The 26,165-nt window shown below is 70.2% G+C and carries 24 protein-coding genes; 10 read left to right on the plus strand and 14 right to left on the minus strand.

Annotated features, from left to right (window positions below; all coding sequences use genetic code 11):
• Positions 1-12: 12 nt before the first annotated feature.
• Positions 13-1,308 carry an urea ABC transporter substrate-binding protein gene (gene urtA, locus ACQ0O7_RS37205; protein WP_430789629.1) on the minus strand — a complete coding sequence of 432 codons (1,296 nt, stop codon included), beginning with the start codon at positions 1,306-1,308 and terminating at the stop codon, positions 13-15.
• A gap of 279 nt (positions 1,309-1,587) precedes the next feature.
• On the opposite strand from urtA, the gene ACQ0O7_RS37210 reads away from it, so the two are divergent.
• The 3 genes from ACQ0O7_RS37210 to ACQ0O7_RS37220 are packed head-to-tail and all read left to right on the plus strand — an operon-like array spanning position 1,588 to position 5,696.
• On the plus strand, positions 1,588-4,050 hold the full coding sequence (locus ACQ0O7_RS37210) for a DUF6250 domain-containing protein (protein ID WP_430789631.1): 2,463 nt from the start codon (positions 1,588-1,590) through the stop codon (positions 4,048-4,050).
• Positions 4,051-4,107: 57 nt separating this feature from the next.
• Positions 4,108-5,295, plus strand: a complete 1,188-nt coding sequence (locus ACQ0O7_RS37215; RefSeq protein WP_430789633.1) for an ABC transporter-binding protein — start codon at positions 4,108-4,110, stop codon at positions 5,293-5,295.
• Positions 5,292-5,696 carry a hypothetical protein gene (locus tag ACQ0O7_RS37220; RefSeq protein ID WP_430789635.1) on the plus strand — a complete coding sequence of 135 codons (405 nt, stop codon included), beginning with the start codon at positions 5,292-5,294 and terminating at the stop codon, positions 5,694-5,696. The genes ACQ0O7_RS37215 and ACQ0O7_RS37220 overlap by 4 nt, the downstream gene beginning before the upstream one ends.
• Here the strand turns inward: ACQ0O7_RS37220 and ACQ0O7_RS37225 are convergent.
• From ACQ0O7_RS37225 to ACQ0O7_RS37235, 3 genes are read right to left on the minus strand one after another with little or no spacing between them, the layout of a single operon-like run.
• On the minus strand, positions 5,656-5,919 hold the full coding sequence (locus ACQ0O7_RS37225; RefSeq protein WP_430789637.1) for a Txe/YoeB family addiction module toxin: 264 nt from the start codon (positions 5,917-5,919) through the stop codon (positions 5,656-5,658). The genes ACQ0O7_RS37220 and ACQ0O7_RS37225 overlap by 41 nt on opposite strands.
• Positions 5,916-6,200: a type II toxin-antitoxin system Phd/YefM family antitoxin gene (locus tag ACQ0O7_RS37230; RefSeq protein ID WP_430789639.1), complete on the minus strand. Its 285-nt coding sequence runs from the start codon at positions 6,198-6,200 to the stop codon at positions 5,916-5,918. The genes ACQ0O7_RS37225 and ACQ0O7_RS37230 overlap by 4 nt, the downstream gene beginning before the upstream one ends.
• A 39-nt stretch (positions 6,201-6,239) precedes the next feature.
• Positions 6,240-6,671 (minus strand): protein-tyrosine phosphatase family protein, encoded by a 432-nt coding sequence (locus ACQ0O7_RS37235; RefSeq protein ID WP_430789641.1) that lies wholly within the window; start codon positions 6,669-6,671, stop codon positions 6,240-6,242.
• Between the two features lie 159 nt (positions 6,672-6,830).
• Here ACQ0O7_RS37235 and argS point away from each other — a divergent pair, with 159 nt between their 5' ends.
• On the plus strand, positions 6,831-8,480 hold the full coding sequence (gene argS / locus ACQ0O7_RS37240) for an arginine--tRNA ligase (RefSeq protein WP_430789643.1): 1,650 nt from the start codon (positions 6,831-6,833) through the stop codon (positions 8,478-8,480).
• Between the two features lie 98 nt (positions 8,481-8,578).
• The gene (locus ACQ0O7_RS37245) at positions 8,579-10,354 is read left to right on the plus strand and encodes a bifunctional metallophosphatase/5'-nucleotidase (protein WP_430789645.1); all 1,776 of its coding nucleotides are present in this window, start codon (positions 8,579-8,581) and stop codon (positions 10,352-10,354) included.
• A 9-nt stretch (positions 10,355-10,363) separates the two neighbouring features.
• Here the strand turns inward: ACQ0O7_RS37245 and ACQ0O7_RS37250 are convergent, their stop codons facing one another.
• From ACQ0O7_RS37250 to ACQ0O7_RS37260, 3 genes are all read right to left on the minus strand, one after another.
• Positions 10,364-10,963 carry a hypothetical protein gene (locus ACQ0O7_RS37250; protein ID WP_430789647.1) on the minus strand — a complete coding sequence of 200 codons (600 nt, stop codon included), beginning with the start codon at positions 10,961-10,963 and terminating at the stop codon, positions 10,364-10,366.
• Between the two features lie 67 nt (positions 10,964-11,030).
• Entirely contained in the window at positions 11,031-12,566 is a 1,536-nt protein-coding gene (locus ACQ0O7_RS37255; RefSeq protein WP_430789649.1) for a serine/threonine-protein kinase, read from the minus strand.
• 100 nt (positions 12,567-12,666) lie between these two features.
• Positions 12,667-13,011 (minus strand): hypothetical protein, encoded by a 345-nt coding sequence (locus ACQ0O7_RS37260; protein ID WP_430789651.1) that lies wholly within the window; start codon positions 13,009-13,011, stop codon positions 12,667-12,669.
• Between the two features lie 296 nt (positions 13,012-13,307).
• Here ACQ0O7_RS37260 and ACQ0O7_RS37265 point away from each other — a divergent pair, with 296 nt between their 5' ends.
• Complete coding sequence (locus ACQ0O7_RS37265; RefSeq protein WP_430789653.1) at positions 13,308-13,649, plus strand: STAS domain-containing protein; 342 nt, start codon at positions 13,308-13,310, stop codon at positions 13,647-13,649.
• Positions 13,650-13,721: 72 nt separating this feature from the next.
• Here the strand turns inward: ACQ0O7_RS37265 and surE are convergent, their stop codons facing one another.
• From surE to ACQ0O7_RS37280, 3 genes are all read right to left on the minus strand, one after another.
• Complete coding sequence (gene surE / locus ACQ0O7_RS37270; RefSeq protein ID WP_430789655.1) at positions 13,722-14,558, minus strand: 5'/3'-nucleotidase SurE; 837 nt, start codon at positions 14,556-14,558, stop codon at positions 13,722-13,724.
• A gap of 26 nt (positions 14,559-14,584) precedes the next feature.
• Entirely contained in the window at positions 14,585-15,529 is a 945-nt protein-coding gene (locus tag ACQ0O7_RS37275; protein ID WP_430789657.1) for a PfkB family carbohydrate kinase, read from the minus strand.
• A gap of 61 nt (positions 15,530-15,590) precedes the next feature.
• Positions 15,591-16,520 carry a cation diffusion facilitator family transporter gene (locus tag ACQ0O7_RS37280; RefSeq protein WP_430789659.1) on the minus strand — a complete coding sequence of 310 codons (930 nt, stop codon included), beginning with the start codon at positions 16,518-16,520 and terminating at the stop codon, positions 15,591-15,593.
• 153 nt (positions 16,521-16,673) lie between these two features.
• Between ACQ0O7_RS37280 and ACQ0O7_RS37285 the strand changes: the two genes are divergently transcribed.
• Positions 16,674-17,543: an SMP-30/gluconolactonase/LRE family protein gene (locus ACQ0O7_RS37285; protein ID WP_430789661.1), complete on the plus strand. Its 870-nt coding sequence runs from the start codon at positions 16,674-16,676 to the stop codon at positions 17,541-17,543.
• A gap of 51 nt (positions 17,544-17,594) precedes the next feature.
• On the opposite strand, the gene ACQ0O7_RS37290 is transcribed toward ACQ0O7_RS37285, so the two are convergent.
• A complete protein-coding gene (locus tag ACQ0O7_RS37290) occupies positions 17,595-19,724 on the minus strand; it encodes a HelD family protein (RefSeq protein ID WP_430789663.1) in 2,130 nt (709 codons plus the stop codon).
• Positions 19,725-19,902: 178 nt separating this feature from the next.
• Positions 19,903-20,829: an alpha/beta fold hydrolase gene (locus ACQ0O7_RS37295; protein ID WP_430789665.1), complete on the minus strand. Its 927-nt coding sequence runs from the start codon at positions 20,827-20,829 to the stop codon at positions 19,903-19,905.
• 183 nt (positions 20,830-21,012) lie between these two features.
• Here ACQ0O7_RS37295 and ACQ0O7_RS37300 point away from each other — a divergent pair, with 183 nt between their 5' ends.
• The gene (locus ACQ0O7_RS37300) at positions 21,013-21,630 is read left to right on the plus strand and encodes a carbonic anhydrase (protein WP_430789667.1); all 618 of its coding nucleotides are present in this window, start codon (positions 21,013-21,015) and stop codon (positions 21,628-21,630) included.
• 61 nt (positions 21,631-21,691) lie between these two features.
• Here the strand turns inward: ACQ0O7_RS37300 and ACQ0O7_RS37305 are convergent, their stop codons facing one another.
• Positions 21,692-22,018: a hypothetical protein gene (locus ACQ0O7_RS37305; protein ID WP_430789669.1), complete on the minus strand. Its 327-nt coding sequence runs from the start codon at positions 22,016-22,018 to the stop codon at positions 21,692-21,694.
• Between the two features lie 245 nt (positions 22,019-22,263).
• On the opposite strand from ACQ0O7_RS37305, the gene ACQ0O7_RS37310 reads away from it, so the two are divergent.
• Both ACQ0O7_RS37310 and ACQ0O7_RS37315 read left to right on the plus strand, forming a co-directional pair.
• Positions 22,264-22,755, plus strand: coding sequence for a DUF3145 domain-containing protein (locus ACQ0O7_RS37310; RefSeq protein WP_092547091.1), 492 nt, complete (start codon positions 22,264-22,266; stop codon positions 22,753-22,755).
• A 50-nt stretch (positions 22,756-22,805) separates the two neighbouring features.
• On the plus strand, positions 22,806-24,542 hold the full coding sequence (locus ACQ0O7_RS37315) for a glycoside hydrolase family 3 protein (RefSeq protein WP_430789672.1): 1,737 nt from the start codon (positions 22,806-22,808) through the stop codon (positions 24,540-24,542).
• Positions 24,543-24,937: 395 nt separating this feature from the next.
• On the opposite strand, the gene fabF is transcribed toward ACQ0O7_RS37315, so the two are convergent.
• Positions 24,938-26,164, minus strand: a complete 1,227-nt coding sequence (fabF, locus tag ACQ0O7_RS37320) for a beta-ketoacyl-ACP synthase II (protein ID WP_430789674.1) — start codon at positions 26,162-26,164, stop codon at positions 24,938-24,940.
• Position 26,165 lies beyond the last annotated feature (1 nt).

Consider the following 26,165-nt stretch of genomic DNA (forward strand, 5'->3'; position numbering starts at 1 on the left):
CCCCACAGCTGATCAGCCCGCCGCGTCCGTGAGCTGCTTGCGGATGTCGGCCGGGAACCAGTCGTAGCCCTCCAGGTACGGGTCGGGCTTGATGAACTCGTCGGAGGCCCAGACGATGTCGAACTGGTTGCTGGAGTTGATCTTTCCGATGTGGCCGGGCTTGGAGATGTGGTGGTTCTCGCCGTCGAGCGTGACGGTGCCCTCCGGCGCGTCGAACGTGATCGGCTTGGCCTTCGCCGCCGCGTTCACCGCGTCGACGTCGAACGAGCCGGCCGCCTCGACCAGGGCCTTGTACAGGTACAGCGAGATGTAGGCCGCCTCCATCGGGTCGGAGGTGACCCCACTGCTGTTCGGGTACGCCTTCCAGCTCTCGATGAACTTCGGGTTGGTCTCGGTGTCGAGCGACTGGAAGTAGTTCCAGGACGCGTACTGGCCGGTCACCTCGTGGCCCATCGCCGGCGCCTCCTCCTCGGCGATCGACACCGAGATGATCGGCGTCGTCTCGGCCTTGAGGCCGGCGTCGTAGTACGCCTTGACGAAGCCGACGTTCGACGAGCCGTTGATGGTGTTGAAGATGAAGTCGGGCTTGGCCGCCACGATCTTCGCCACCTGGCTGGTCCAGTCGTCCTTGTCGAGCGGCACGTACTCCTCACCGACGATCTCGATGCCGAGCTTGGCCGCGTACAGCTTGATGATCGCGTTCGCGGTGCGCGGGAAGACGTAGTCGCTGCCGGCCAGGAACAGCTTCTTCACGCCCTGCGAGGCCAGGTAGTCCATCGCCGGGATGATCTGCTGGTTGGTGGTCGCGCCGGTGTAGTAGATGTTCGGCGAGGACTCCAGGCCCTCGTACTGCACCGGGTAGAAGAAGAGCCCGTTGTGCTTCTCCACGACCGGCTTGACGGCCTTGCGCGACGACGAGGTCCAGCCGCCGAAGATCGCGGCGACGCAGTCCTGGGTGAGTAGCTTCTCGGTCTTCTCCGCGAAGGTGGGCCAGTCGGTGGCGCCGTCCTCCTGGATGTACTCGATCTTCTTGCCGAGGATGCCGCCGTCGGCGTTGATCTCGTCGGCGGCCATGTGCAGCACGTTGGAGACGGTCTTCTCGGAGATCGCCATGCCGCCGGTGAGGGAGTTGAGGAAGCCGAGCTTGACGCTGCTGCCGGAGGTGTCGACACAGCTGGGAGCCGCCGAGGTCGCACCGCTGGCGGTCTCGTCGCCGGCTCGGGCGCCGCAGCCGGCGAGCGCGAGGGCCAGTGCCGTCGCGGCACCCGTGGCCACAAGCGTGCGCAGGCGCTTGCTGGAGGTGGACATATGAGAGCTCCGTTCGTACGGGAGTGAACCGGCTGCTTCAGGTGAGAGCAGATTGACTCCGCGTCATTGCTCTGACATTTCTTGACTGTTCCAACTCTGTAGCCGCCGAAGTGGATCGAGCATGAATGCCCTGGAAGAAAGCGAATTCTGATGTCAGAGTTCTGCCATCACCCACGTGTGGTGTGGTCGGCATGGCGCACTTCTGACATGCTGGGGCGGCGCTGGGGGATTCAAGATCTCGCAAACGTCGATACACACTCGTCCGCTAGCTTCCCGACGATGAGAGCGATCATCGCCGCCGCGGCCGGACTCGGTCTGGCCGCCGGCTTCCTCGCGACACCGGCACACGCCGGCGCCGCCCATCCCCGGAGGATCGTCGAGTCGCTGGACCGCGGGCTCGTCGCGGTGCCCGCCCAGCACGGCGGCACCTACCTGAGCTGGCGCCTGCTCGGCACCGAATACGGCGGCAACGTCGCGTTCAACGTCTACAAGGGCGCGAAGCGGCTCAACCGAAAGCCGATCAGCGAGTCGACGAACTTCACCGACACCACAGCCGGTACGGGCGTCTACACCGTCCGGGCGGTGGTGAAGAACCGGGAGCAGGCGGCCGGCGGTCCGGCGTTCACGCCCGGCGACATCCCGCTGCTGCCCGCCGAGAACTACTACGTGCACCACGCCTGGCCCGGTGACCTGGACGGGGACGGGCGCTACGAGATCGTCGTCGCCCGGCTGTCGTACGCCCTGGACCAGCCCGGCTATCTGGAGGCGTACACCCTCGCCGGGGCGAATCTGTGGCGGGTCGACCTGGGCGTCAACTCGTACACCCGGGCCGGTGGCAACGCCGCCAACGATCCGCCGCTCGCCGCGATCAGCGGGTACGGCGACGTGGCCGGCTACCGCAACGACGACAACGTCACGGTGTACGACCTGGACAGCGACGGCCGGGCCGAGGTGCTGGTGAAGACCGCGAACGGTACGACCTTCGCGGACGGCGCGGTGGTCCGGTCAGCCGGTGAGCTGGACCAGTTCGTCTCGGTGATCGACGGCTGGACCGGGGTGGAACGGGAACGGGTCCCGGTCGCCGCGGACTTCGCCGCCGACGGGCCCTCCGGCGGGCAGTACGGCATCGGCTACCTGGACGGCGTGCACCCCAGCCTGATCACCAAGCAGGTGGTCCGGGCCGGTGCCCGGCGTGGTGACTTCCGGGTCCTCTTCGTGGCCTGGGACTTCGACGGTCGCGACCTGACCCGGCGGTGGAAGTATGTCCGGGGCGCCGGTGAGGGCACCAGCTTCCACCAGCTGCGGATCGTCGACGTCGACCGGGACGGCCGCGACGACATCGCCGACGGTAATTACGTGATCAACAGTGACGGTACGTTCCGCTACGTCGTCGACGGCTCCACCCACGGCGACCGGTTCCACATCGGCGACCTGGACCCGGCCCGCCCCGGCCTGGAGGGGTACGCCATCCAGCAGACCGAGGGCGGCGTCGTCACGAACTTCCCCTGGTACTACTACGACGCGGCCACCGGCGAGCGCCTGATCACCGGCGCGCACCCGGACGTGCCGCCGGACGCCGCGCTCTGGGACGTCCCGCGCGGCACCGTCGCCGACATCGACCCGACCCGGCCCGGCTACGAGTTCTGGGCGGCCACCGCGAGCCCCGATCTGCCCGGCGCCGGAGTGTGGGGCGTCGACGGACAGCGATTGAGCGCGACCACACCGAGCGTGAACTTCCGGATCTGGTGGGACGGCGACGAGGGCTCCGAACTGCTCGACGACACCTACGTCGAGAAGTGGAACCACAAGAAGCGGACCACCTCGCGGATCTTCGAGCCGTCCGGTGTGGTCTCGTCGTGGCGTAACGCGGTCCCCTTCTACGGTGACATCCTCGGCGACTGGCGCGAGGAGTACTTCGCCGAGACCGCCGACCACACCGCGCTGCGGTTGTTCACCACCAACATCCCGACCAGCGTCAAGCTCCACACCCTGGCGCACGATCCGGCGTACCGCCTGGGCTGGACCGTCCGGGGTTACCTCCAGTCCACACTGACCGACTTCTACCTGGGCTTCGGTGGCAGGCCTCCGGCCAAGCCGCTGATCACGACGGCGAGGAAGAGCGCATGGTCGGTCATTGCGTACGACAATTTCACGAAAAATTCGGGCAAATGGTCGGCTGAACTCCAGAGCGGCGGCACCGTCGACGCCACCGACGGCATCCTCGACATCGACGTCCCCAACGGCGCGACCGTCTGGCTCAAACAGGAACTCCAGGGACCGTACGAGATCGAGTTCACCGCCACCCCGGTGTCCGCGGGCGGCCCGAACGACCACGTGACCGACCTCAACACGTTCTGGAACGCCCGCGACGCGCGCTCGCCGGACGACATCTTCGCCACCACCCGGACCGGGGCGTTCGCGCAGTACGACCACCTGAAGACCTACTACGTCGGCCAGGGGGCGAACCTCAACACCACGACCCGGTTCCGCAAGTACGTGGGGGAGCCCGGCAACCGCCCGCTGCTCTACGACTACACGGCTCCGCTGATCGAGGCGAACGTGCCGGTCCGGGTTCGGATCCAGGTGGACGGCGAGCGGATCCGCTACTGGAGTGACGACCGGCTGGTGTTCGACCACGCCGACGCCACCCCGTACCGCGACGGCTGGTTCGCCTTCCGCACCGTGGCGAGCCACTTCCACATCGCGGACTTCACGGTCTGGCGTCCGCCGGTCACCGTCTGATCGACGGGGAGCCCGGCGGGACCGCCCGCCGGGCTCAAATCGAGTAACGTAAATCACATGGCGGAGGTCTACTCGCGACGGTCGTTCATGGTCGGGGCACTGAGCACCGGACTGCTCTCCTCCGCGGCCGGCTATCTGCTCACCCGGCACGAGCCGGTCAAACTCACCCTCGCCACCGGCGGTGAGCCGACCGGAGGTGGGCGCGATCTGCTGATCACCCTCTGGAACGAGCTGAACCCGGACATCGAGGTCCGCACCCGGGTGATCACCAGCACCACGTACGACCAGTTCGAGAAGTTCACCGAGAACCCCGCGGACATCTACAACCTCGACCTGATCCACATCCCGCGGTTCGTCAGGGCGGAACGGATCGTGCCGGTCGTCCCGCGCAACGAGGCCTCCCTGCTCGACCCGATCCGTCTGGCCTGCCAGGTCCGTGGCGATTCGGAACGGCTCTGGGCGGTCCCGTTCAACAGCGACGTCGGGATGCTGTTCCGGCGGGTGACCGACAAACGTGACGCCGGCCCCGACCCGGTCCTGCGCGACATCCTCGAACTCGACGGATTCATCGGCCAGCTCGACACGGTCGGCCCGCAGACCGACGAGGCGTTCGTGGTCAACGTGCTGGAACACGCCCTCGCCCAGGACCCGCTGATCCTGGACCAGGAGGGGATCCTCTCCAGCAGCCTCACCCAGTGGCAGGGCGCTCTCAAGCCGCTCGCCGACGTGATGCGCGCCAAGCGGCTCAAGGCCAATCCCGACGAGGAGGCGACGGTACGCCAGTTCAGCCAGGAGAACCTTCGTTACATGCGCAACTGGCCGGTCTGGTACCCGGGCGTCGACCGGCAGGAGAGGGCCAAGCCCGACACGGCGGAGATCCGGCTGAGCCGCCTGCCGATCGGCATTCTCGGCGGTCAGAGCCTCGCCGTCGCCGCCGACACCCGCCATCGGGAGGCCGCCGAGAAGGTCATCCACTTCCTCACCGACACCTCGGCACAGAAGCTGCTGGCGACCTATGGGTTCGCGCCCACCGGACTGGACGCCTACATCGACGCGGGGGTGCAGGCGGCGGCGCCGCATCTGGCCATGGTCCGTAACGCGGTCAACGATTCCCGGCCTCGTCCCATACACCACCGGTACGCCGACTTCGCGCAGCGGTTCAAGGAGCACACGCACGCCTACCTGTACCGCGGCGACCCGCTGACCCAGCGTTTCGTCCAGGACATCCAGGAGATCCTGAAATGACCTCGTCGGGCCTGCAAGGCTGGCACATCTCGCTGTACGTCACCGTCGTGATCCTGGTGATCCAGCTCGTCGTCGATCAGGTTCTGAAACGGCTCTACACCGACAAGGACGCCAAGCCCGCGGCTGAGGACTCGCGCCCCGACGCGGTGAACCGCCGGTTGGCCGGCAAGCGGCTGCGGGTCACCGTGCTGGTGGCGCTGGGCTGCATCGCGGTGCCGTTGTTCGGGATCAGCTTCCTCGGTCCGACCCTGGCCGATCAACTGGCTGGAGCGACCGGGACCGGACTGGGCGGCCTCACCCTGTGGCTGGCCTGGCAGACCCACAAGGAGTCGAAGAAACTGGTCTCCTACCTGGTGCAGGTCAGTGATCGTCGTAGTGGAACCGGGCGGCGATCACCGTGATGACATCGCCGCTGATGTCGTAGACGAGGCGATCCTTCTCGGTGATCCGCCTGGACCAGACCTCGCCGGAAACGTGTTTGAGCCGCTCCGGCTTACCGGTTCCGCTTCGCGGGCTGCGGGTGACCTCCGCGATCAACCGGACCGTGCGGGCCAGCACCCGGGGATCACTCGTCGCCCAGAACTCCAGGTCCGCCATCGCACCGGAGGCGACCGACAGTTTCATGCCCCGGACTCGGCCCTGAACCGCTCAGCCAGCGCATCGGGGTCGATCATCTCCGCCGATCCGTCTCGTGCCTCGGCGAGGCCCTGGAGCAGATGAGTGGCGTTGGCCCGGGTGGAGAAGAGATGGAGCGTCTCCTGCAGCGACTCGTAATCCTCGGCAGACATGAGGACGGCGTTGCCGCCGTTACGCGCCACGATCTCCACGACGGTGTGATCCTCGTTGACCTGGCGGACCAGCGGAAAGAGATTCTCTCGGGCCTGACTGATGCTCACGGCGACCATGCTTTCAGGATACCCACTCGTACGACAATCCTGGACGAGTCAGGGCGCCTGAAAGTGTTTGACGAACCGCCGCTGCCAGGGGGTCTCGATGGCCTGCCGGTGGTAGTGCCGGCGGACATACGCCACCGCCTCGGCGGCCGGGACACCGTCCAGGACCGCCAGGCAGGCCATCGCCGTCCCGGTCCGGCCCACCCCGCCGTGGCAGGCGATCTCGACCCGCTCACCGCCGGCCCGGGTCAGGGCCTCCGACAAGACGATCGCGGTGTACGCCCGGTCGCGCGGCAGCCAGAAGTCCGGCCACCGCACCCATCGGCTGGTCCACCCGAACTCCGGCGGCGGGGCGCCGAGCAGATAGACCCCGAAGTGCGGCGCGTGACCGGTCGGCATCGGCCGGCGCAGCCCCCGCCCGCGGACCAGCCGCCCGGACGGCAACCGCAGCACGCTCTCGTCGCTCTCGTCCCATCCGGTCATGTGTTCCGTTATAGTCGCCGCATGCACAGCTTCACCATGCGACGCCGGCGTTCCTCGGACCGCCGCTGAAGCTGTGCCTTCGCCCGGCGGGTCGTCACCCGCCGGAGCCGGATCAGGGCACCGGTTCGACCCGTCACCACCACCGACGGGATGGACCCGATGATTCTCGAAGATCTGCTGCACGACCGGCTCGCCTCCGCCTTCGCCACGGTGGCCGGCCGGGACGTCGATCCGGCGGTGCGGGCCTCCCCGCACGCCGACTTCCAGTCCGGGGCCGCGCTGGCGCTGGCCGGCGAGCTGAAACGGCCGCCCCGGGAGATCGCCGCCGAGGTGGCCGCCGAGACCGATCTGGACGGGATCGCCGCCGTCGCCGTCTCCGGGCCGGGCTTCCTCAACCTGACCGTCGACGGCGCCTTCCTGACCGGGGCGCTGCGGGCCGCCGCCGCCGACGAGCGGCTGGGTGTCGCGCCGGTGGCCGGGCCGGAGCGGATCGTGCTCGACTACTCCGGGCCGAACGCGGCCAAGGAGATGCACGTCGGCCACCTGCGGTCGACCGTCATCGGGGACGCCCTGGCCCGGACGTACGACTGGCTGGGTCACGAGGTGATCCGGGTGAACCATCTCGGCGACTGGGGCACCCCGTTCGGCATGCTGATCGAGCACCTGCTGGACGGCGAGCGGAGCGGCGACGGCCATTCGATCGGGGACCTGACCGGGTTCTATCAGGCGGCGCGGGCCAAATTCGACGGCGACGACGGCTTCCGGACCCGGGCCCGGCTGCGGGTGGTGGCGCTGCAGTCGGGCGACCCGGTCTCCCGGGAGCTGTGGCGGACCCTGGTCGGCCAGTCCGAGCGGTATTTCCTGGACGTCTACCGGCGGCTCGGCGTCACCCTGGGGCCGGAGCACTTCGCCGGGGAGAGCCGGTACCAGGACGATCTCGCCGGGGTGGTGGCCGACCTGACCGCGCGGGGGCTGCTGGTGGAGAGTGACGGAGCGCTCTGTGCGTTTCCGGCGGGCTTCACCGGGCGGGACGGGGCGGCGCTGCCGTTGATCGTACGGAAAGCGGACGGGGGTTTCGGTTATGCCGCGACCGACCTGGCCGCGATCCGGCACCGGGTCCGGGACCTCGCCGCGGACCGGATGCTCTACGTGGTCGGCAGTCCGCAGCGGACGCATTTCGCGATGGTCTTCGCGGTGGCCCGGGCGGCCGGCTGGCTGCCGGAGACGGTGCACGCCGAGCACATCGGGTTCGGGTCGATCCTGGGCGCCGACGGCCGGATGCTGAAGAGCCGGGCCGGTGACGCGGTCAAGCTGGCCGACCTGCTGCACCAGGCCGAGTCCCGGGCCACCGCGCCGGAGATCGCGATCAGCGCGATCAAGTACGCCGACCTGTCCAGCGACCGGCGGGGCGACTACGTCTTCGACTGGGACCGGATGCTCGCCATCACCGGCAACACCGGACCGTACCTGCAGATGGCGTACGCCCGGGTGTGCGCGATCTTCCGGAAGGCCGGTCGGGGACCGGGGGCGGTGACCGTCGCCGCACCCGCCGAACGGGCCCTCGCACTGGCCCTGCTCGGGTTCGAACCGGCCGTCCGGGCGGCTGCCGGGCACGCCGAACCGCACCGGCTGGCCGGATATCTGCACGGCCTGGCCGCGGCGTTCTCGGTGTTCTACGAGCGGTGCCCGGTGCTGCGGGCCGGCGACGACGCGACCCGGGCGAGCCGGCTGGGGCTGGCCGGCCTGACCGCGCGGACCCTCCACACCGGAATGTTTCTGCTCGGTATCGAGGCCCCCGACCAGATTTGATCTCCACGCAATCCGCGATCGATCGACCGGCGGCGTTCCCTGTGGTTAGGGTGCTCTGGTTCGGTACCCCCACCGTACGACGTCGAAAGGCCCCCGCGATGACCCGCGTATCCCGGCGTAGCGTCCTTGCCGCCTCGGCGGCCGGAGTCGCCGCACCCCTGATGATCTCCGAGGCGGCCCAGGCCGGTTCCCCCAAGCCGGAACCCACCTACCGGCTCACCGTGCTGGGCACCTCGGACACCCACGGCAACGTCTACAACTGGGACTACTACCGGGACGCCGAGTACGACGACAGCGCCCACAACGACGTCGGCGTGGCCAAACTGGCCGCGCTGGTGACCAGGCTGCGCGCCGAGGCGGCCGGCCCGGTCCTGGTGCTGGACGCCGGTGACACCATCCAGGGCACCCCGCTCGCCACCTACTACGCCAAGCAGGAGCCGATCACCACGACCGGCGAGAAGCACCCGATGGCGCGGGCGATGAACGTGCTGAACTACGACGCCATCACACTGGGTAACCATGAGTTCAACTACGGTCTGCCACTGCTGAATCTGTGGATCCGGCAGCTCGGGTTCCCCGCCCTGGCCGCCAACGCGATCAGCGCCCGGACCGGCAAGCCGGCGTTCACCCCGTACATCATCAAGAAGGTCTCTCTGGGGCGCCGCGCGCCGACGCTGCGGGTCGGGATCCTCGGACTCACCAACCCCGGATCGGCCATCTGGGACCGGGCCAACGTCGAAGGCCGGATCGAGTTCACCGACATGATCGCCACCGCCGCCAAGTGGGTGCCGATCATGCGGGCCCGCGGCGCCGACGTGGTGCTGATCTCCGCGCACGGCGGCGACAGCGGCACCTCCAGCTACGGGCCGGAACTGCCCAACGAGAACCCGACCGCGCTGATCGCCGAACAGGTCCCCGGCATCGACGCGATCCTGTTCGGGCACGCGCACCGGGAGGTGCCGGAACGGTTCGTCACCAACCTCGTCACCGGCGAGCGGGTGCTGCTCTCCGAACCGTCCAAGTGGGGCCAGCGGCTGACGAAGATGGACTTCACACTCACCCGGGTCAAGGGCAAGTGGAAGATCACCACCAAGGCGGCCGCGTCACTCAACACCAACACGGTCGAGGCCGACCCGTTGGTCCTGGCAGTGGTCCGGCGACAGCACGAGAAGACCGTGGCGTACGTCAACCAGGTCGTCGCCGCCTCCACCACCGAACTGTCCGCGGCCACCAGCAGGTACCAGGACACCCCGATCCTCGACTACATCAACAGGGTGCAGACCGACACCGTCACGGCGGCGCTCGCCGGCACCGCCTACGCCGGGCTGCCCGTGCTGTCGATCGCCGCGCCGTTCAGCCGGACCGCGGTCTTCCCGCGGGGCGACGTGAAGATCAAGGACGTGGCCGGGCTCTACATCTACGACAACACCCTGGAAGCGGTCGTGATGACCGGCGCCGAGGTGAAGGCGTACCTGGAGTACTCGGCGAAGTACTTCCGCACCCACGCCCCCGGCACCCCGGTCGACCCGGAGACCATCGCCGACCCGGCGATCCCGGATTACAACTACGACGTGTTCTCCGGCGTCGACTACGACATCGACATCAGCAAGCCGGCCGGCAGCCGGATCACCCGGTTCCAGATCGGCGGGGTGGACGTGGCGGCCGGCGCCGAGTTCGTGGTCGCGGTGAACAACTACCGGCGCTCCGGCGGCGGCAGCTTCCCCGGCATCGTCAAGACCCAGGTCTACAACGAGCAGCAGGAGATCCGCCAGCTGCTGATCGACTGGGCGCAGGCGAAGGGCGCCATCGACCCGGCGGACTTCTTCGTACCCAACTGGCAGCTGGTCCGGGAGGGTGTGCCGGTCACCTTCTGACCGGCCCGGTCATTCCTTCTCCAGCCAGTTGCCGTGTGAGTCGGCCTCCACGTACATCCCGCTGCTCTTGCCGGTGGCCAGCTGGAAGGTGCACAGATAGGTGCGCACGTCGTCGGCGTTCCGCTCGGTCTCCGGGCGGCACGCCACACTGTCCACCGCACCCAGCTTCTTGATGATCCGCCGGTCGCCCTGCAGGGTGTCCTGCACCACCGTGGTGATCCCGTCCTCCTGCCAGTGGTGGTAGTACGGGATCGCCACCGAGGTGGTCAGCAGCGACCAGAAGGCGCCGCCGGCCACCAGGGTGACGCCGAACGCGATCCAGTACGGCCGCCGCGCCCGCCCGTAGAACCGGGCCGTCCCCGACCGGCGCAGCGCCGAGAGCACGCCCAGCGCGCTGAAGAAGAACGTCCAGGCCACCACCGGCCGCCAGGACGGCGCCGCCGGGCGGGCCGCCGCGTGCACCTCACCCGGGAACTGGACCAGCAGCTGACCGTGCTTGTACGCGGGGTAGGGGTGCGGCGCGGGCACCGGTGGTTCCGGCTCCGGGGAGCTCGCCCACGGTGGGGCGCTCGGGTAGTGGCCCGGCTCCTGCGGAGTCTGAACGCTCATGGAGCGACCATCGGCCGGCGACCGGCCGGCCTGAGGAGACCAGCCTTGCTCGCCGCCGATCAGCGGATCAGCCCTCTCCGCCGCCACCGATCGGCGGGATGGTCGGAATAGTCGGTCCGTCGTCGTCGGGATCCGGCGGGGTCGGTGAGGGCGACGACGGCGTGGGCGACGGCGACGACGGGGTCGGTGAGGGTGATGACGGTGTGGGCGACGGCGACGACTTGCTCGGTTTCGGGCTCGGCGGCGCCGACGTCTTGTTGGTCTGGGTCCTGGTCGGCTCGGCCTCGGACTCGGACACCTCCGCCGACGGCGAGACGTCCTCGGAGGGCTCCTCGCTGATCTCCGGTTCGGGCTGCTGAGCCGGGGCGGTGGTGGTGCCCGGATCCTTCGACTTGGCGGCGTCGTCCGGGTCGGACATCGCGAACGCCACGCCCAGACCACCCGCGACCAGGAACAACCCGATGATCGCGAACATCAGGGCCCGCTGCGCCCCGGACTGCCGGGCCGGTGGCGCGGCGGCCACACTGCGCTGCATCGGCATCGGCCGGGGTGCCGCCGGGCTGATCGGCCGGGTCGCGCCGGTCGGGTAGCCGGGCTGCTGGAACTGCCCACTCGGGTGACCGGTGTGCTGCGGGTACTGCCCGCTGGCGTAGCCGGGCTGGGCGAACTGCCCGCTGGGGTGGTTGCCGGGGTGCTGGAACTGGGTGGTGCCGCCCCGGGACGCCGGGCTGACCGGGGCGACCATGGTGGTGCCGGTCATCCGTTTCCAGTCGATCGGCCCGGCCACCGCGAACGCCGCCTCGGCGAACTCCGACGCGCTCTGGAACCGGTCGGCCGGCTGTTTCGCCATCGCCCGGCCGATCAGCTCACGCACCTCGTACGGCACGTGCTCGGGCAGCGGGTCCGGCTCGTCCTCCAGGTGACGCAGCGCCACCTGGAGAGCGTTGTCACCGTCGAACGGCGGGCGGCCGGCGATGCAGTGGTAGGCCACCGCGCCGAGCGCGTAGATGTCGGTGGCCGGTGTCAGGTTGCCCTTGGCGACCTGCTCGGGGGCCATGTAGAGAGCGGTGCCGACGATCGCGTTGAGACCGGTCACGCTGGTCATCGCGGTGGACCGGGCCACGCCGAAGTCGACCAGGATCACCGCGCCGGTCGGCTTGACGATCAGGTTGCCCGGCTTGACGTCGCGGTGGACGATCCCGTTCTCGTGGGCGGCGTGCAGCGCGTCGGCGGCCTGCGCCACGATCGACATGGTGTCGGTGACACTGATCGGGCCCTCTTTGACCCGGGCCGAGAGCGGCTCGCCCTCGACGAAGGCCATCACCAGATAGGCGACCTTCTCCGGGCCCTCGTAGTCGCCGTCGCTCGCGTAGTCGTAGACCTCGACCACGCCCGGGTGACGGAAGGCGGCCATCATCCGGGCCTCGCCGTAGAACCGGGCCGCGAACTCCGGGTCCTCCAACATCGCCGTCCGTAGCACCTTGATCGCTACGGTCCGGCCGAGCACCACGTCGGTGCCGCGCCAGACGTCACCCATGCCGCCGGTGGCGACGCGGTCGTCCAACCGGTAGCGGTTGTCCAGGAGACTTCCTGCACTGAGCACCAGCGGACCTTATCTGTCGGAGTTCGTGGCCGCTCAACTGTACAGAGCCCGAGCCTCCTGCGGGAGATCGGCGATGATGCGCATGGCGACCGTGACCAAATCAGTGGTCATCGTAGGTCGGGGTGACCACCACGGCGGTCTCGGCCAGCTCGGCCTCCTCCTCTTCGGCCTGCCGTTCCAGTGCGGCGCGGGCGGCGGTGGCGACCGCCCAGCCGGTGGCGATCCCGGCCAGGGCGACGACGGCGATCAACCCCCAGGGGCGGGCCGGGCGCCGGCCGGCCAGCGCGTCGGCGGCCGCCCCGGCCCGCGCCAGGGCCTCGTCGGTGACCGAACTCACCCGCTCGCCGGCCCGGCCGGCGCTCTCCCCGGCCGACGCCCAGGCGTGGGACAGGTGCTCCCAGGCCTCGTCGGCGGTCTTCTCGGCCCGGTTCTTCCTCGAGAACATCGTCTGCCACCTCCAGCAGTGCGGTCGTCCTCGGGACGGTTCCCCGACCCCGGCGCCGCAAACGTCCGGTGTGGACGTCATCACGGTTCGAAAACGATTTGACGCGCCACAGTACTGTTGACCAGGTTCACACGAGCCACTCAGGTGGCTAACAGGTTCGGGGCCTAACCTTTCGGGCAGTTTCACCGAACCTTCCGGGGGCAGATCACGTCGTCCCACCCGGGGCCGGCGGGCCGCCGCTCGCAGTAGTAAGAGGAACAGCACCCGGACCTGCCGGGTGGGTGGAGGGAAGAGGCGTGACGCTGTCGATAACGACGTCGACGCTGGCCGACGGTGCGGTTGAGGTCTCACCGCGAGGCGAGATCGATGTCGAGAACGCGTACGAGATCCGGGAAGCTGTGCAGACCCAGCTGTCCGCCGGGTGTCCCACCCGCATCGAGCTCAACATGCAGCATGTCACCTTCATCGACTCGGTCGGGATCAGTGCCCTGGTGGCGGCGTTCCAGCTCGCCGGGGTCAGTGACGTCAAGCTGGTCGTCACCCGGCCCAGCCGGTTCGCGCACCGCCAGCTGTGGGTGACCGGCCTGCTCGGCCTCTTCGGCAACCCACAGCCCTTCGACGAGACGATCACCGCCTAGGTTCGGTGGGGCGGATGCCGTCAGGCGCCGGCTGGGCCACGCCGCAGCCCCGCGCGATCCGCCACCCAGAACCTAGATCGGCGGTGCGTGCAGCCGCACCGACTCGACGTTCACCCGGACGTCGGTGTCCTCGTGCGGTGCCCGGATCGGGGTGACCACCGCGAAGTTCTCGGCCAGGGCGGCCAGGTCGCTGCCCTCCTCGAGGGTCTCCTCGGCGGCCTGCACCGCGGTCCGGACGTAACCGTCGCCCGCTTCGGCGATGCTCATCTGCACCTGGCCGAACCGGGCCAGGTGCGCCTGCCGCAGTCCGCGGATCCCGTCCATGTGCAGATCCGGGACGTTCAGGTTGAAGACCGTGCCGGCCGGGGTGTGCAGCAGTGCGGGCAGCAGCCGGACCGCCAGCTCGGCGCCGCTGATCCAGTGGTGCTGCTCGTCGTCCAGCTCGTCCAGGGCGGCGATCGCGGCGCCCCCGCTGGCGGCACTGGCGGCGGCCGGGGTGAGCACGTCCAGGGAGACCGCCAGCCCGTGCAGCCCGGCGTGCGCGGCGGTCAGGCAGGCCCCGACGGTCCCGGAGTGCACCACCGCGGCTCCGGCGTTGGCGCCCCGGTTGATCCCGGACACCACCAGGTCGGGGACCGGGCCGAAGGCCTCGCGCAGGGCCAGCAGCACGATGTAGGCGGGGGAGGCGGCCACCCCGTAGGCCGGGATGTTGCGTCCGCCGGTCAGTTCCCGCGGCTCGGAGACGATCCGGCCGTCCTGGACGACGGCGGTCATCGAGGCGCTCGCGCCACTGGACTCGCTCAGCGGCGCGGCCACCACCACGTCGTATCCGGCGTGTGCCACGGTCCGGGCCAGCCAGCGGATGCCGGGGGATTCGATGCCGTCGTCGTTCGTGATGAGGATTCGCATTCGGGGTTGATTGCCCGCTGTCCGGGTCATGATGCACCTTCGATCGGGGTCAACCGGACCCGTTCGGTCAGGACCCGGACCGCGTCCACGTGGCCGGTTCCCAGACCGTGCCGGGTCACGTTCAGGGCGCCGGCCGCCGCGCCGGTCCGGACCGCTTCGTCCATCGCTCCGCCGTTGGCCAGGGTGGCCGCCACCCCGGCGGTCATCGAGTCGCCGGCGCCGCGATGCTCGGCCGGGGTGAGCCGGGGCAGCGCCACCGAGTAGATCGCGTCGTTGAACAGCGCCAGCGCCCCCATGTCGGCCCGGGACACCAGCACCGTCTCGGCGCCGTTCTCGTGCAGCTTGATCAGGGCCCGGGTCAGCGACTCGGTGCTGTTGTCGGCGGCCAGCCCGTCGGCGATCAGCTCCTCGTGGCTGATCTTCAGCACCGAGATGCCGGCCTCCAGGACCGCGGCCAGGTGGCGGCTGCACAGGTCGGCGATGACCTGGCAGCCGTTGGCCCGCAGATCGGCGGCGAGCCGGCCGTACACCTCGGGCTTGATCACCGACGGGTGGGCCGGGCCGCTCAGGATCGCGATGCCGGCCCGCAGTCCCTCGGCCAGGGTCAGGTTGTAGAGCTCGTCCAGCTCGTGCCGGGACAGCGGGTTGCCGGGCCGCTCGGCGATCTCCTGCCGGCTGCCGCCCCGGCGGTCGTGCACATACCAGCCGCTGCCGTGCTCGCGGTTGACCAGGCGCAGCGTCACGCCGGGAAGCTCGCTGAGGAGTGGGCTCAGCACCCGTCCCACCTCCCCGCCGGCCGCGGTGCAGAGGGTCACCTTCGCGCCCAGAACGGTGATCATCCGGGTCTGCCAGATGCCCTGGCCGCCCGGATGGACGTGCAGTTCCGGTTCGTCGTGGTGTTGCTCGATGGTCACCGTCAGCTGTGGGGCCGGCGCGAAGACCATGACCCGCCCGTCACTCATGTCTCGCATTCTTATCTTTTTGCACAACCGGCGTGGCGGTTCGCAAAAAGTACAGATGACGTTTATAGCCTCACCAGCTAGTAGGAGTGCACTGCCGTCCCTCGCCGGCCGGCTCCAGCTGGAGCGTGGCGTGATCGATGTGGAAGTCCTCGTGCAAGGCCTCCCGGGCCACCGACAGGACCGTGCCGAGCTCGGCCTTCGGGTCCAGGCCCAGGTGCGCGGACGCCACGTCCATGCCCTCGGTGAGTGTCCAGACGTGCAGATCGTGCACATCGCGAACACCGGGCACCGCGGCCAGCCGCTCCCGCACCTCGGCCACGTCCACGTGCTCGGGCGCGGCCTGCACCAGGATCCGGACCGCCGACCGGCCCAGCGCGAAGGTCCGCGGCAGGATCATCAGGGCCACCAGCACGGCGACGATCGGGTCCGCGTACGTCCAGCCGGTCGCCCAGATGATCAGCGCAGCCAGGATCACCCCGGCCGACCCGAGCATGTCCCCGAGCACCTCCAGGTACGCCCCGCGTACCCCGATGTTCTCCTTCGCCCCGGACCGCAGCAGCGCGAAGGCGATCAGGTTGGCCACCAGGCCGCCGACCGCGACCAGCAGCATCCACCCGGCCGGCACGTGCGGCGGGTCGGTGAACCGGCGGGCCGCCTGCACCAGCACGAACCCGGCGACCCCGGTGAGCAGGGCGGCGTTGGCCAGCGCGGCCAGCACCTCCAGCCGGTACAGCCCATAGGTGCGGCCGGAGTCGGTGCCGGCCCGGCGCGCGGCGGTGATCGCGGCCAGGGTCATCCCGATGGCCAGCACGTCGGTGAACATGTGCCCGGCGTCGGAGAGCAGCGCCAGCGATCCGGTGATCACCGCGGCGACCGCCTCGACCAGCATGAAGACGGTCAGCAGTCCGGCCGCCCACCAGAGCCGGCGCCGGTGCCCGCCGCCGTCCGCGCCGCCTCCGTCGAAGAAGGCGCGTGTCCCGTGGTCGTGTCCGGCTCCCATGCCGTTCACCTTCCGTCGTCCGCGGTGCCGCCGCCGGGCTATGCGGACATTGCCATCGATGACTGGGTACCGTGAAAGATCCATATGCAACGGAAAGGAAGTTTCGTGCTCTCCCGAACCCTTGCTAACGCTCTGTGCCTCACCGCCCTCGCGGTGACGCTAACCGCCGCGCCCGCCGTCGCGGCCCCGACCGGCACACTCCCGGCCACAATCACCCTGCCGAGCGGTTTCCAGCCGGAGGGCATCGCGATCGGTGACAAGCCGTTCGCGTATTTCGGCTCCCGCGTCGACGGCGACATCTACCGCGCGGATCTGCGGACCGGCGCGGGTTCGGTCCTCTCCGAGGGGCCGGGCACCGCCTCACTCGGTCTCAAGATCCACAACAATCGGTTGTACGTGGCCGGCGGCGCCGGTGGTGACGCCCGGGTGATCGACCTGCGCACCGGCCGGGTGCTGAAGTCCTACCAGCTCCGCCCGGCCGGCCCGGACACGTTCATCAACGACGTGGTCATCACCCGGGGCGCCGCCTGGTTCACCGACTCCCGCGGCCTGGTGCTGTTCAAGGTGCCGCTGGACACCCGGGGCGCGGTGACCGAGGTGCCGCTCACCGGCGACATCGAACTCCAGCCCGGGGTGATCAACGCCAACGGCATCAGCGCCACCCCCGACGGCCGGGGCCTGCTGATCGTCCAGTCCGGGACCGGGTTCCTGTTCCGGGTCACCCCGTCCGGCGTCACCAGCCGGGTCGACCTGGGCGACACCCTGCTCACCAACGGCGACGGGCTCTGGCTGCGCGGCCGGACCCTCTACGTGGTGCAGAACCGGCTCAACCGGATCGCCGAGATCAAGCTGAACCGGTCCGGGACGGCCGGTGTCCTCCGGGGCCTGACCACCGACCCGTCGTTCGACGTGCCCACCACCATCGCCGAGTACGGCAAGCGGTTCTACCTGCCGAACGCGCGCTTCACCACCACACCGACACCGGAGACCACGTACGACGCGGTCTCCGTGCCGATCCCCTAGGTTCCGTGTGGTGGGCCTCGCCGCGCTCCCACGCGATCCGCCACACGGAACCTAGGAAGCCGGCAGCCAGCCGGGGTTCGTGCCCACCGTGGTCAGGCGCTGCGTCGCGCGGGACAACGCCACGTACAGGGTGCGGACCCCGGCCGGGTCGGTCGCGATCTGCGACGGCTCGACCAGGACCACCGAGTCGTACTCCATGCCCTTGGCCTCCAGCGCGGTCACCACCCGCACCCGCTCCGGCAGCCCGGCCACCCAGCCGGCCACCTCGGCCTGCCGGGGCACCGGCATGATCACGCCGATCGTGCCGTCCACCTCGGCGAGCTGCTTCTCGGTCAGCTCCCGGACCGTCTCCGGCAGGGCCGCCGCACCGGCCACCACATCGGCCGGGACCACACCGGTGCTGCGCACCGCCGAGGGCAGCGGCAGATCGGGCATGATCGTCCGGATCACCCGGGCGGCCACCTCGAAGATCTCCGACGAGTTCCGGTAGTTGGTGGTCAGCGCGTAGCTGTTGCGCTTGCGGCTGCCCAGCGCCCGCTCCCGGGCCCGGTCCAGCTCGTCCGGGTCACCGGACCACGCGGTCTGCGCCGGGTCGCCGACGATCGTCCAGGACGCGTACGACCCGCGCCGGCCGATCATCCGCCACTGCATCGGCGACACGTCCTGCGACTCGTCCACCACCACGTGCGCGTAGTCCCGGTAGTCCTCCTCGCGCTGCGCGTGCTGGACCCGCTGGGCCGCCTGCCGGTCGGCGAACGTGCTGACCTCCTGGATCCCGTCCCGCACGTGGAACGGGTTCTTCGACTTCTTCTGCGGCTTGCGGGGACGGCCCATCAGCTCGTCCAGCTCGTCCAGCAGCGCGACGTCGGAGATCGACGGCCCCTCGGTGTCCAGGGCGTCGAACGAGCCCTGCAGCGTGGCGATCTCGTCCCGGGACAGGACCCCGTTGGCGTACGCCCGGAGGCGCCTGGGGTCGGCCAGCCAGCGCAGCACCCGCATCGGGGTGAACCGCGGCCACCACGCCTTCAGGAACTCCCGGAAGTCGGTCCGGTCGGCCAGCTCCGCCTCGAACTCCTTCTTCTCCGGCAGCCCGCTCAGTCTCGCGTCCCGGGCCTGCGCCCAGAGCGCGTCGAAGATCCGGTCGAAGCCCTGGCCGCGAACCTCGTTGCGGCGGGCCCCCCGCTGCAGCACCCGGCGCCGGATCTGGTCCAGCTCCGGGGCGCCCAGGCGCAGCAGTGTGCCGCGGTAGAGCAGCCGCAGCTCGGTGGGGGCGCCCGGCACCGCGTCGTGCGACGCGCGCTCCAGGACCCGGCGCATCCGCAGCGAACCCTTGATCGCGGCGACCTCGCCGGAGTCGACGCGGGTGGAGTCCCAGCCGGGCACCAGCGAGCCGAGCGACCGCAGGGTGGCGGTGTCCTCGCCGAGCGACGGCAGGACTGTCGCGATGTACTCCACGAAGACGCCGGACGGGCCGACCACCAGGACGCCGCCGCCGGCGAACCGGGACCGGTCCGAATACAGCAGGTAGGCCGCCCGGTGCAGGGCCACCGCGGTCTTGCCGGTGCCCGGCCCGCCGGTGACGATGGTGACGCCGCCGGCCGGTGAGCGGATCGCGTCGTCCTGCTCGCGCTGGATGGTGGCGACGATGTCGCGCATGCCCCGGCCGGTGGCCTTGGCCAGACTGGCCAGCAGCGCCCCGTCGCCGACCACCCGCATGTCCTCCGGAGCCGCCTCCGGGTCCAGCAGGTCGTCCTCGATGCCGGTGACCCGCTCACGGGTCGACTGGATCATCCGGCGGCGGATCACCCCCAGCGGGTCGGCCGGGGTGGCCCGGTAGAACGCGGCAGCGGCCGGCGCCCGCCAGTCCACCACCAGCGGCTTGGACGCGTCGTCGCGGATGCCCATCCGGCCGACGTAGTGGGTGGCCCCGGTGGTCAGGTCGAGGCGGCCGAAGACCAGCCCCTCGTGCTCGGTGTCCAGGGCGTGCCGGCGGCGGGCCGCGTGGAAGACCATCGCGTCGCGCTCCACCAGCGCGCCGAAGGTGCCGACCCCAGCCATCTGGTAGCCCTCCCTCTCGGCCCGTGACGCGTCCTTGCGCAGCTCGGCGAGACGGGCGTACACCCGGTCCACGTGCTGCTGCTCGACCGCGATCTCCTGCTCCAGGACGGTCGTGTCGCTCAAGTCCGTTGCTCTCCCTCTCATGGCGCGCACCACCGGTCGCGCGAACGTGCTCGCACGAAGGGGGCAATCGAACTTACTCCTGCCCGCACATCCGAGTCGAACGCACCCGGACGTGCGAACTTCCCAGGGTTGTCCGCGAATCACCGCGAGGTGTGCATTTCCCCGGAAAACGAAACGACTACGCGGCCTTGCGGGCTCGGGTGACGGCCGGGATCCGCTTCTGCTGACGAATGACCCGGCGCACCACGGACAGCAGCGCCGCCGAGACCTCCGCCGGCCGCTCCAGGGGCAGCATGTGCCCGGCGCCGGGCACCACGGTCAGGTCGGCGAACGGCAGCGCGCCGGCGATCGACTCGGCACACGCCGGCGGGGTCAGCCGGTCCCGGGCGCCGACCAGCACCGCGGCCGGCACATCGCCGAGCGTGGCCAGGGTGTCCAGCCGCCGCTGCGCCCCGATCGAGCCGCGGAACCCGCCGATCGAGCTGAGCGGGGCCCGGCTCAGCGCCCGCATGGTCAGCAGCATGGCGTCGTCACCGCACTCGTCGCCGAAGAGCAGCCAGCGCAGAGCCGGGCGCAGCGCGGGCATCACCACTCGGTGCGGGCACCAGGCGCCGGAGCGGGCGAGCAGTCCGGCGCCCAGGGTCTCACCGAGCCGGAGCACGTTCGCCAGCTGCGGGGGCAGGCCGTACCGGGTGTGGGTGTGGCCCTCGGCGGTGGTCGACACGAGCAGCAGGCCGGCCACCCGCCCGGCGAACTCGGTGGGGTGGCGGTGCGCGTACTCCATGATCGTCATGCCGCCCATCGAGTGGCCGGCCAGCACCACCGGGCCGCTCGGGGCGTACCGCCGGATCACCTCGTGCATGTCGTCGCCGAGCTGGTCGAGGGTGGCCGAGCGCAGATCGGTGGCGCTGGACCGGCCGTGCCCCCGGGTGTCGTACGCGATCACCCGCGGCGCCCGGCGGCCCATCCCGCCGAGTGCCTCGATCTGGTGCCGCCAGGTACGCCGGTCCTGGCACCAGCCGTGCGACAGCACTACGGTGACGGGAGCGTCCTCGGGGCCGGTTACGGAGACGTGCAGGCGCACGCCGTCAGCAAGCGTGATCATGGGTACCTCCGTGCGGGGTCACGGTCCCCGCAGTACCCGCGGGTAATAAGCATCACTCGTGATCCCGATTATTACCAGTATGTTTCGGCGGGACTTCCGCCCCGGGCGGACCGGATTTCCTCGGGACAGTGAGTTAGCTCGCAGTCACTTTCGCGGCCGCCTCGGGCAGCGAAAATGTGCACCATGACGGCCACGCGCGACGCACAGATCAGCACCCCGGCAGCCGCGTTGAGTGAACTCATCGCGGGCAACAAACGTTTCGTCTACGGCCGCCCCCGGTACGGCCACGACGTCGCGCAGGCGGCCGCCACCGCCAACGGGCAGAAACCGCATTCGCTGGTCTTCGGCTGCATCGACTCGCGGGTGCCCCTGGAGGCCATCTTCGACCAGTCGTTCGGCGCGATCTGCGTGGCCCGCTCCGGCGCGCACGTGCTGGACCGCTCACTGATCGGCTCGATCAACTTCTCGGTGGCCGAGCTGGGCGTCTCGCTGGTGCTGGTGGTCGGTCACAAGCGCTGCGGGGCGGTGCACGCCACCGTGGAGGCGCTGCGTGGCGGCGCCACCGTGGGCGGCGACGTCGGCTACGTGGGCTATCTGGTGGACGAGCTGGCCCCGGCGGTGCACGAGGTGGGCCTGACCGACGAGGACGCGCCGGAGAAGGCGGTGCGCGCCAACGTGGTGCGGACCGTGGCCCGGCTGCAGGACGTCCCGGGGCTCAGCGAGGAGATCGAGGCCGGCCGGGTGCGGGTGGTCGGCGCGGTCTACGACCTGGACAGCGGCTGGGTCGAATTCCTGGACTGATCGATCATGCGAAAAGGCGCCTTCCGGTCATGACCGGAAGGCGCCTTCGCTACGCGTGAGCTCAGCCCTCGAACACGCCGGCGTCGACGAGACGCTTCTCGGTGTCGGCCCAGCCGTGCTCCGGGTTGGTGTTGTGCAGGTTGGTCAGCTCGGTGCGGATCTTGGCACCGTGACCGGCCGCCGACAGCACCCGGATCTCCTCGACGAAGGCGTCCGAGTCGGTCTTGAGGTGGGCGGTCTTGCCGTTGGTCAGGTTGCGCACGTACGCGAAGGTGCCGTTGGCGAGCGGGATGAGGTACTTGTACTCACCGAGCACGCTGAGGGCGCCACCGCTGCCCTGGCCGGCGCGGACTGATGCGCGGGCGGTCTTTGAAGTGTTGCTCGCCACGGCGGTACTCCTTGGAGAAAGCTGAGAAGAGTAGAAAAAAGGCCGTGGCAACTCTACACGACCGAACGGCAACCATACCGTCGGAGCAGGTAAGGGCGTTGGGCAGGGTATGCCACTACGGCGGGCCCAATAGTCGATGTTGCCGATTCTCTGGCGCACCATCCGTACCACCCGGCATCATGGGACACGATCAACCGCGGTCGAGGTCGTAGGGGAAGACGCACCTCGGTCTCCGGGAGGTCACCGTGCCAACGTGTGGCGTCGTATACGTCCACTCGACCCCACTCGCCGTGTGCCAGCACGTCGAATGGGCGATCGCGCGCGTCCTGACCGCGCCGGTCAAACTGCAATGGACCGTGCAACCGGTCGATCCGAGCATGCGCCGAGCCGAGTGCAGCTGGACCGGCCGGGCCGGCACTGGCGCCGAGCTGGCTGCTGCCCTGCGACAGTGGCCCATGATCAGGTTCGAGGTGACCGAGGAACCCAGTCCGGGTGTCGACGGGGAACGGTTCATGCACGTTCCCGGTCGCGGGCTGTTCCACGGGGTCATGGGCGCGTCGGGCGACATCCAGATCGGCGAGGACCGGCTGCGCGCCATCATGTCCTCGGCCCGTGCGCCCGAGGCGCTGTCGCATGCGCTGGAGAAGGCGCTCGGCACCGCCTGGGACGTCGAACTGGAGCCGTTCCGCTACGCCGGCGACGGTGCTCCGGTGACGCTGCTCACCCGGGTCGGATGACAATTCGCCCTTGGGGGTCCGAGTAGCGACGTTTGCCGTGAACTGGTTCGATGGCGATCGTGAGAAACCTGCAGCGGGCGCTTGTCGCCGTACCCCTGGTCCTGCTCCTCGGGGGTTGCGGCGACGAACCGGCTCCGGCGCCGACCACGGCCGGCGCGGCCTCCACGGGCGGTGCCGCCAGCCTTCCGGCGAGTGCGCCACCGGTCACCGCGAGTGGTGACCCGGCCACCCGCGCGGCCGAGATCGTGGCCCGGCTCAGCGACGAGGACCTGGCCGGTCAGGTCCTCATGCCCTATGCCTACGGCAGCTCCGCCACCAAGGTCGACGCGGACAACGCGAAGGCCAACCAGGGCCTCGCCGGGGTGAACACACCGGCCGAGATGGTCGAGAAATACCGCCTCGGTGGCATGATCCTGGTCGGTTTCACCGTCGACGACCCGACCAGCAAGACCAACCCGACCACCAACGTGGAGAACCCGGAGCAGGTCCGGGACCTGACCACCGGCCTGCACGACGCGTCCCGGAGACTGCCCGCCGCGGCCCCGCTGATGATCGGCATGGACCAGGAGTACGGCGTGGTCACCCGGGTCACCGAGGGCGTCACCATGCTCCCGTCCGCGATGGCCTTCGGCGCCGCCCGCAAGCCCGGGCTGACCGAGGCGGCCTGGCGCGCGGCCGGCGCGGAACTGGCCGCGATGGGCGTCACCGTCGACTTCGCCCCGGTCGCCGACACCCTCAACACGCGTGGCGGCGGGGTGATCGGCTCCCGCTCCTTCGGCGCCGACCCGAAGGTCAACGCGGATCAGGTCGCGGCCGCCGTCCGGGGCCTGCAGGAGTCCGGGGTGGCCGCCGCGATCAAGCACTTCCCGGGCCACGGCCACACCACCGCGGACAGCCACGACGAGCTGCCGGTGATCGGCCAGAACCGGAAGACTTGGGAGACGCAGGACCTGCCGCCGTTCCAGGCGGGGGTGCGGGCCGGCGCCGGCCTGGTGATGTCCGGCCACCTCGACCTGCGGTCGGTGGACAAGGGGGTGGCCGCCACCTTCTCCAAGAAGATCATGACCGACGTGCTGCGCGGTCAGCTCAAATTCACCGGGGTGGCGGTCACCGACGCGATGAACATGGCGCCCGCCAAGAAGTGGCCGTCCGGGGAGGCCGCCGTCCGGGCCCTCAACGCGGGCAACGACATGCTGCTCATGCCGCCGGACATCGGCGCCGCCCGGGACGGCATCCTGGCCGGGCTCAAGGACGGCTCGCTCAAGCGCGAGCGCCTCACCGAGGCGGTCACCCGCATCCTGACGCTGAAGTTCACCACCGAGGCGATCCCGCAGCCGGAACTCTCCGTGGTCGGCTCCGAAGCCCACGCACAGAGTGTCACCGCACTCAACGCCGCCGCCGTGACCGTTCTGCGCGGCAAGTGCACCGGCCCGCTGCTCACCGGCCCGGTCTCGGTCACCGCACCGGCCAGCCGCGAGGTGGCCCGGGTCAACCTGGTCAAGGCACTGCAGGCGGCCGGGGTCCAGGTGCAGGCGTCCGGCGGCTCGGTGATCCACCTGGTCGGCTACGGCGACCAGCGGATCGACCTGGACGACTCGGCCGCGATCACGGTCATGATGGACTCGCCGGGGCTGCTCGCCCAGGCACAGACGCCGACACTGATCGCGACGTACTCCTCCAGCCAGCTGTCACTCACCGCACTCGCCGGCGTCATCGCCGGAAAGACGAAGGCGTCCGGCCGGTCACCCATCGCGGTCGGCAACCTGCCGCGGACCGCCTGCAAATAACCGATTTCGTACGGGTGGGCAAAGCTCGATGCCCACCGCGCGAGGTCCGCGGCACCCCGGACCGAAACGCGTCCGCCGGGCGAATCCGCCGGTACCAAAAATGCGTGCCGAATTGCGGTACGGAACGCACCGCAGTGGTCCACGCGGTTGTCCGGTCGTGTCCGTGTGCCGCGCTGTGGTGCGGAGCGCGCCGGAAGGGTCCACGCGGTTGTCCGGTCGTGTCCGTGTGCCGCGCTGTGGTGCGGAGCGCGCCGGAAGGGTCCACGCGGTTGTCCGGTCGTGCCCGTGTGCCGCGCTGTGGTGTGGAGGGCGCCGCAAGGGGCCACGCGGTGGGGGCCGTGCCGGGACGCTTTCCCGAGTCGTCCCGGCACGGTGATCCAGGTGGTCCCGGGGGATCAGGGCCTGGTGAAGATCAGCGCCACGTTGTGGCCGCCGAAGCCGAACGAGTTGTTCATCGCCGCCTGAAGCTCGGCGGGACGCGCCTTGTGGGCCGCGACCTCGAGATCGAGACGCTCGTCGGGGTCGTCGAGGTTGATGGTCGGAGGGATGACGCCGTCCCGGAGGGCCAGGATGGTGGCGATCGACTCGAGCGCGCCGGCCGCGCCGAGCAGGTGCCCGGACATCGACTTGGTCGAGGTCAGGATCGGGTGGTCGCCGAGGGCGGCCTTGATGCCCTTGATCTCACCCATGTCGCCGACCGGGGTCGAGGTGGCGTGGGCGTTCACGTGCTGGATGTCGGCGCCGGTCAGTCCGGCGTCCTGGATCGCCATCCGCATCGCCCGGATGCCGCCCGCGCACTCCGGGTCGGGCTGGACGATGTCGTACCCGTCGGAGGTGATGCCGGCGCCGGCGAGACGCGCGTAGACCCGGGCGCCACGGGCGGCCGCGTGGTCGGCCCGCTCCAGCACCAGCGTGCCGGCGCCCTCACCGAGGACGAAGCCGTCCCGGTTCTGGTCCCACGGGCGGGAGGCCCGTTCCGGGTCGTCGTTGCGGGTCGACATGGCCCGCATCGAGGCGAATCCGGCGATCGGCAGCGGGTGCACGACGGCCTCGGTGCTGCCGGCCACGACCACGTCGGCCCGGCCGAGCCGGATCAGGTCGAGTCCGAGCGCGACGGCTTCGGCGCCGGTGGCGCAGGCGCTGGCCATGGCCCGGACGCCGGCCTTGGCGCCGAGTTCCAGGCCGATGTACGCGGCCGGACCGTTCGGCATCAGCATCGGCACCGTGTGCGGGCTGACCCGCCGCGGTCCCGACTTCTCCAGGATCTCGTTCTGGCCGAGTGTGGTGAGCACACCGCCGATGCCGGTGCCGTAGCTGACGGCGAGCCGTTCCGGGTCGAACCCGGCCTCGGCCAGACCGGAGTCGGCCCAGGCCTCACGGGCCGAGATGACGGCCATCGCCTCGGCGCGGTCCATCCGGCGCAGCTTGACCCGGTCGATCAGTTCGGACGGGTCGACGGCCAGCTGGGCCGCGATCCGGACCGGCAGGTTCCCGGCCCACTCCTGGGTGAGCGGACTCACCCCGGAGCGTCCGGCGAGCATGGCGTCCCAGGTGGACGCGACGTCCCCGCCGAGCGGGGTCGTCGCGCCGAGCCCGGTGACGACGACGTCTACGGTGCTCATG

The organism is Actinoplanes sp. G11-F43 (genome assembly GCF_050589265.1).
GTDB lineage: Bacteria > Actinomycetota > Actinomycetes > Mycobacteriales > Micromonosporaceae > Actinoplanes.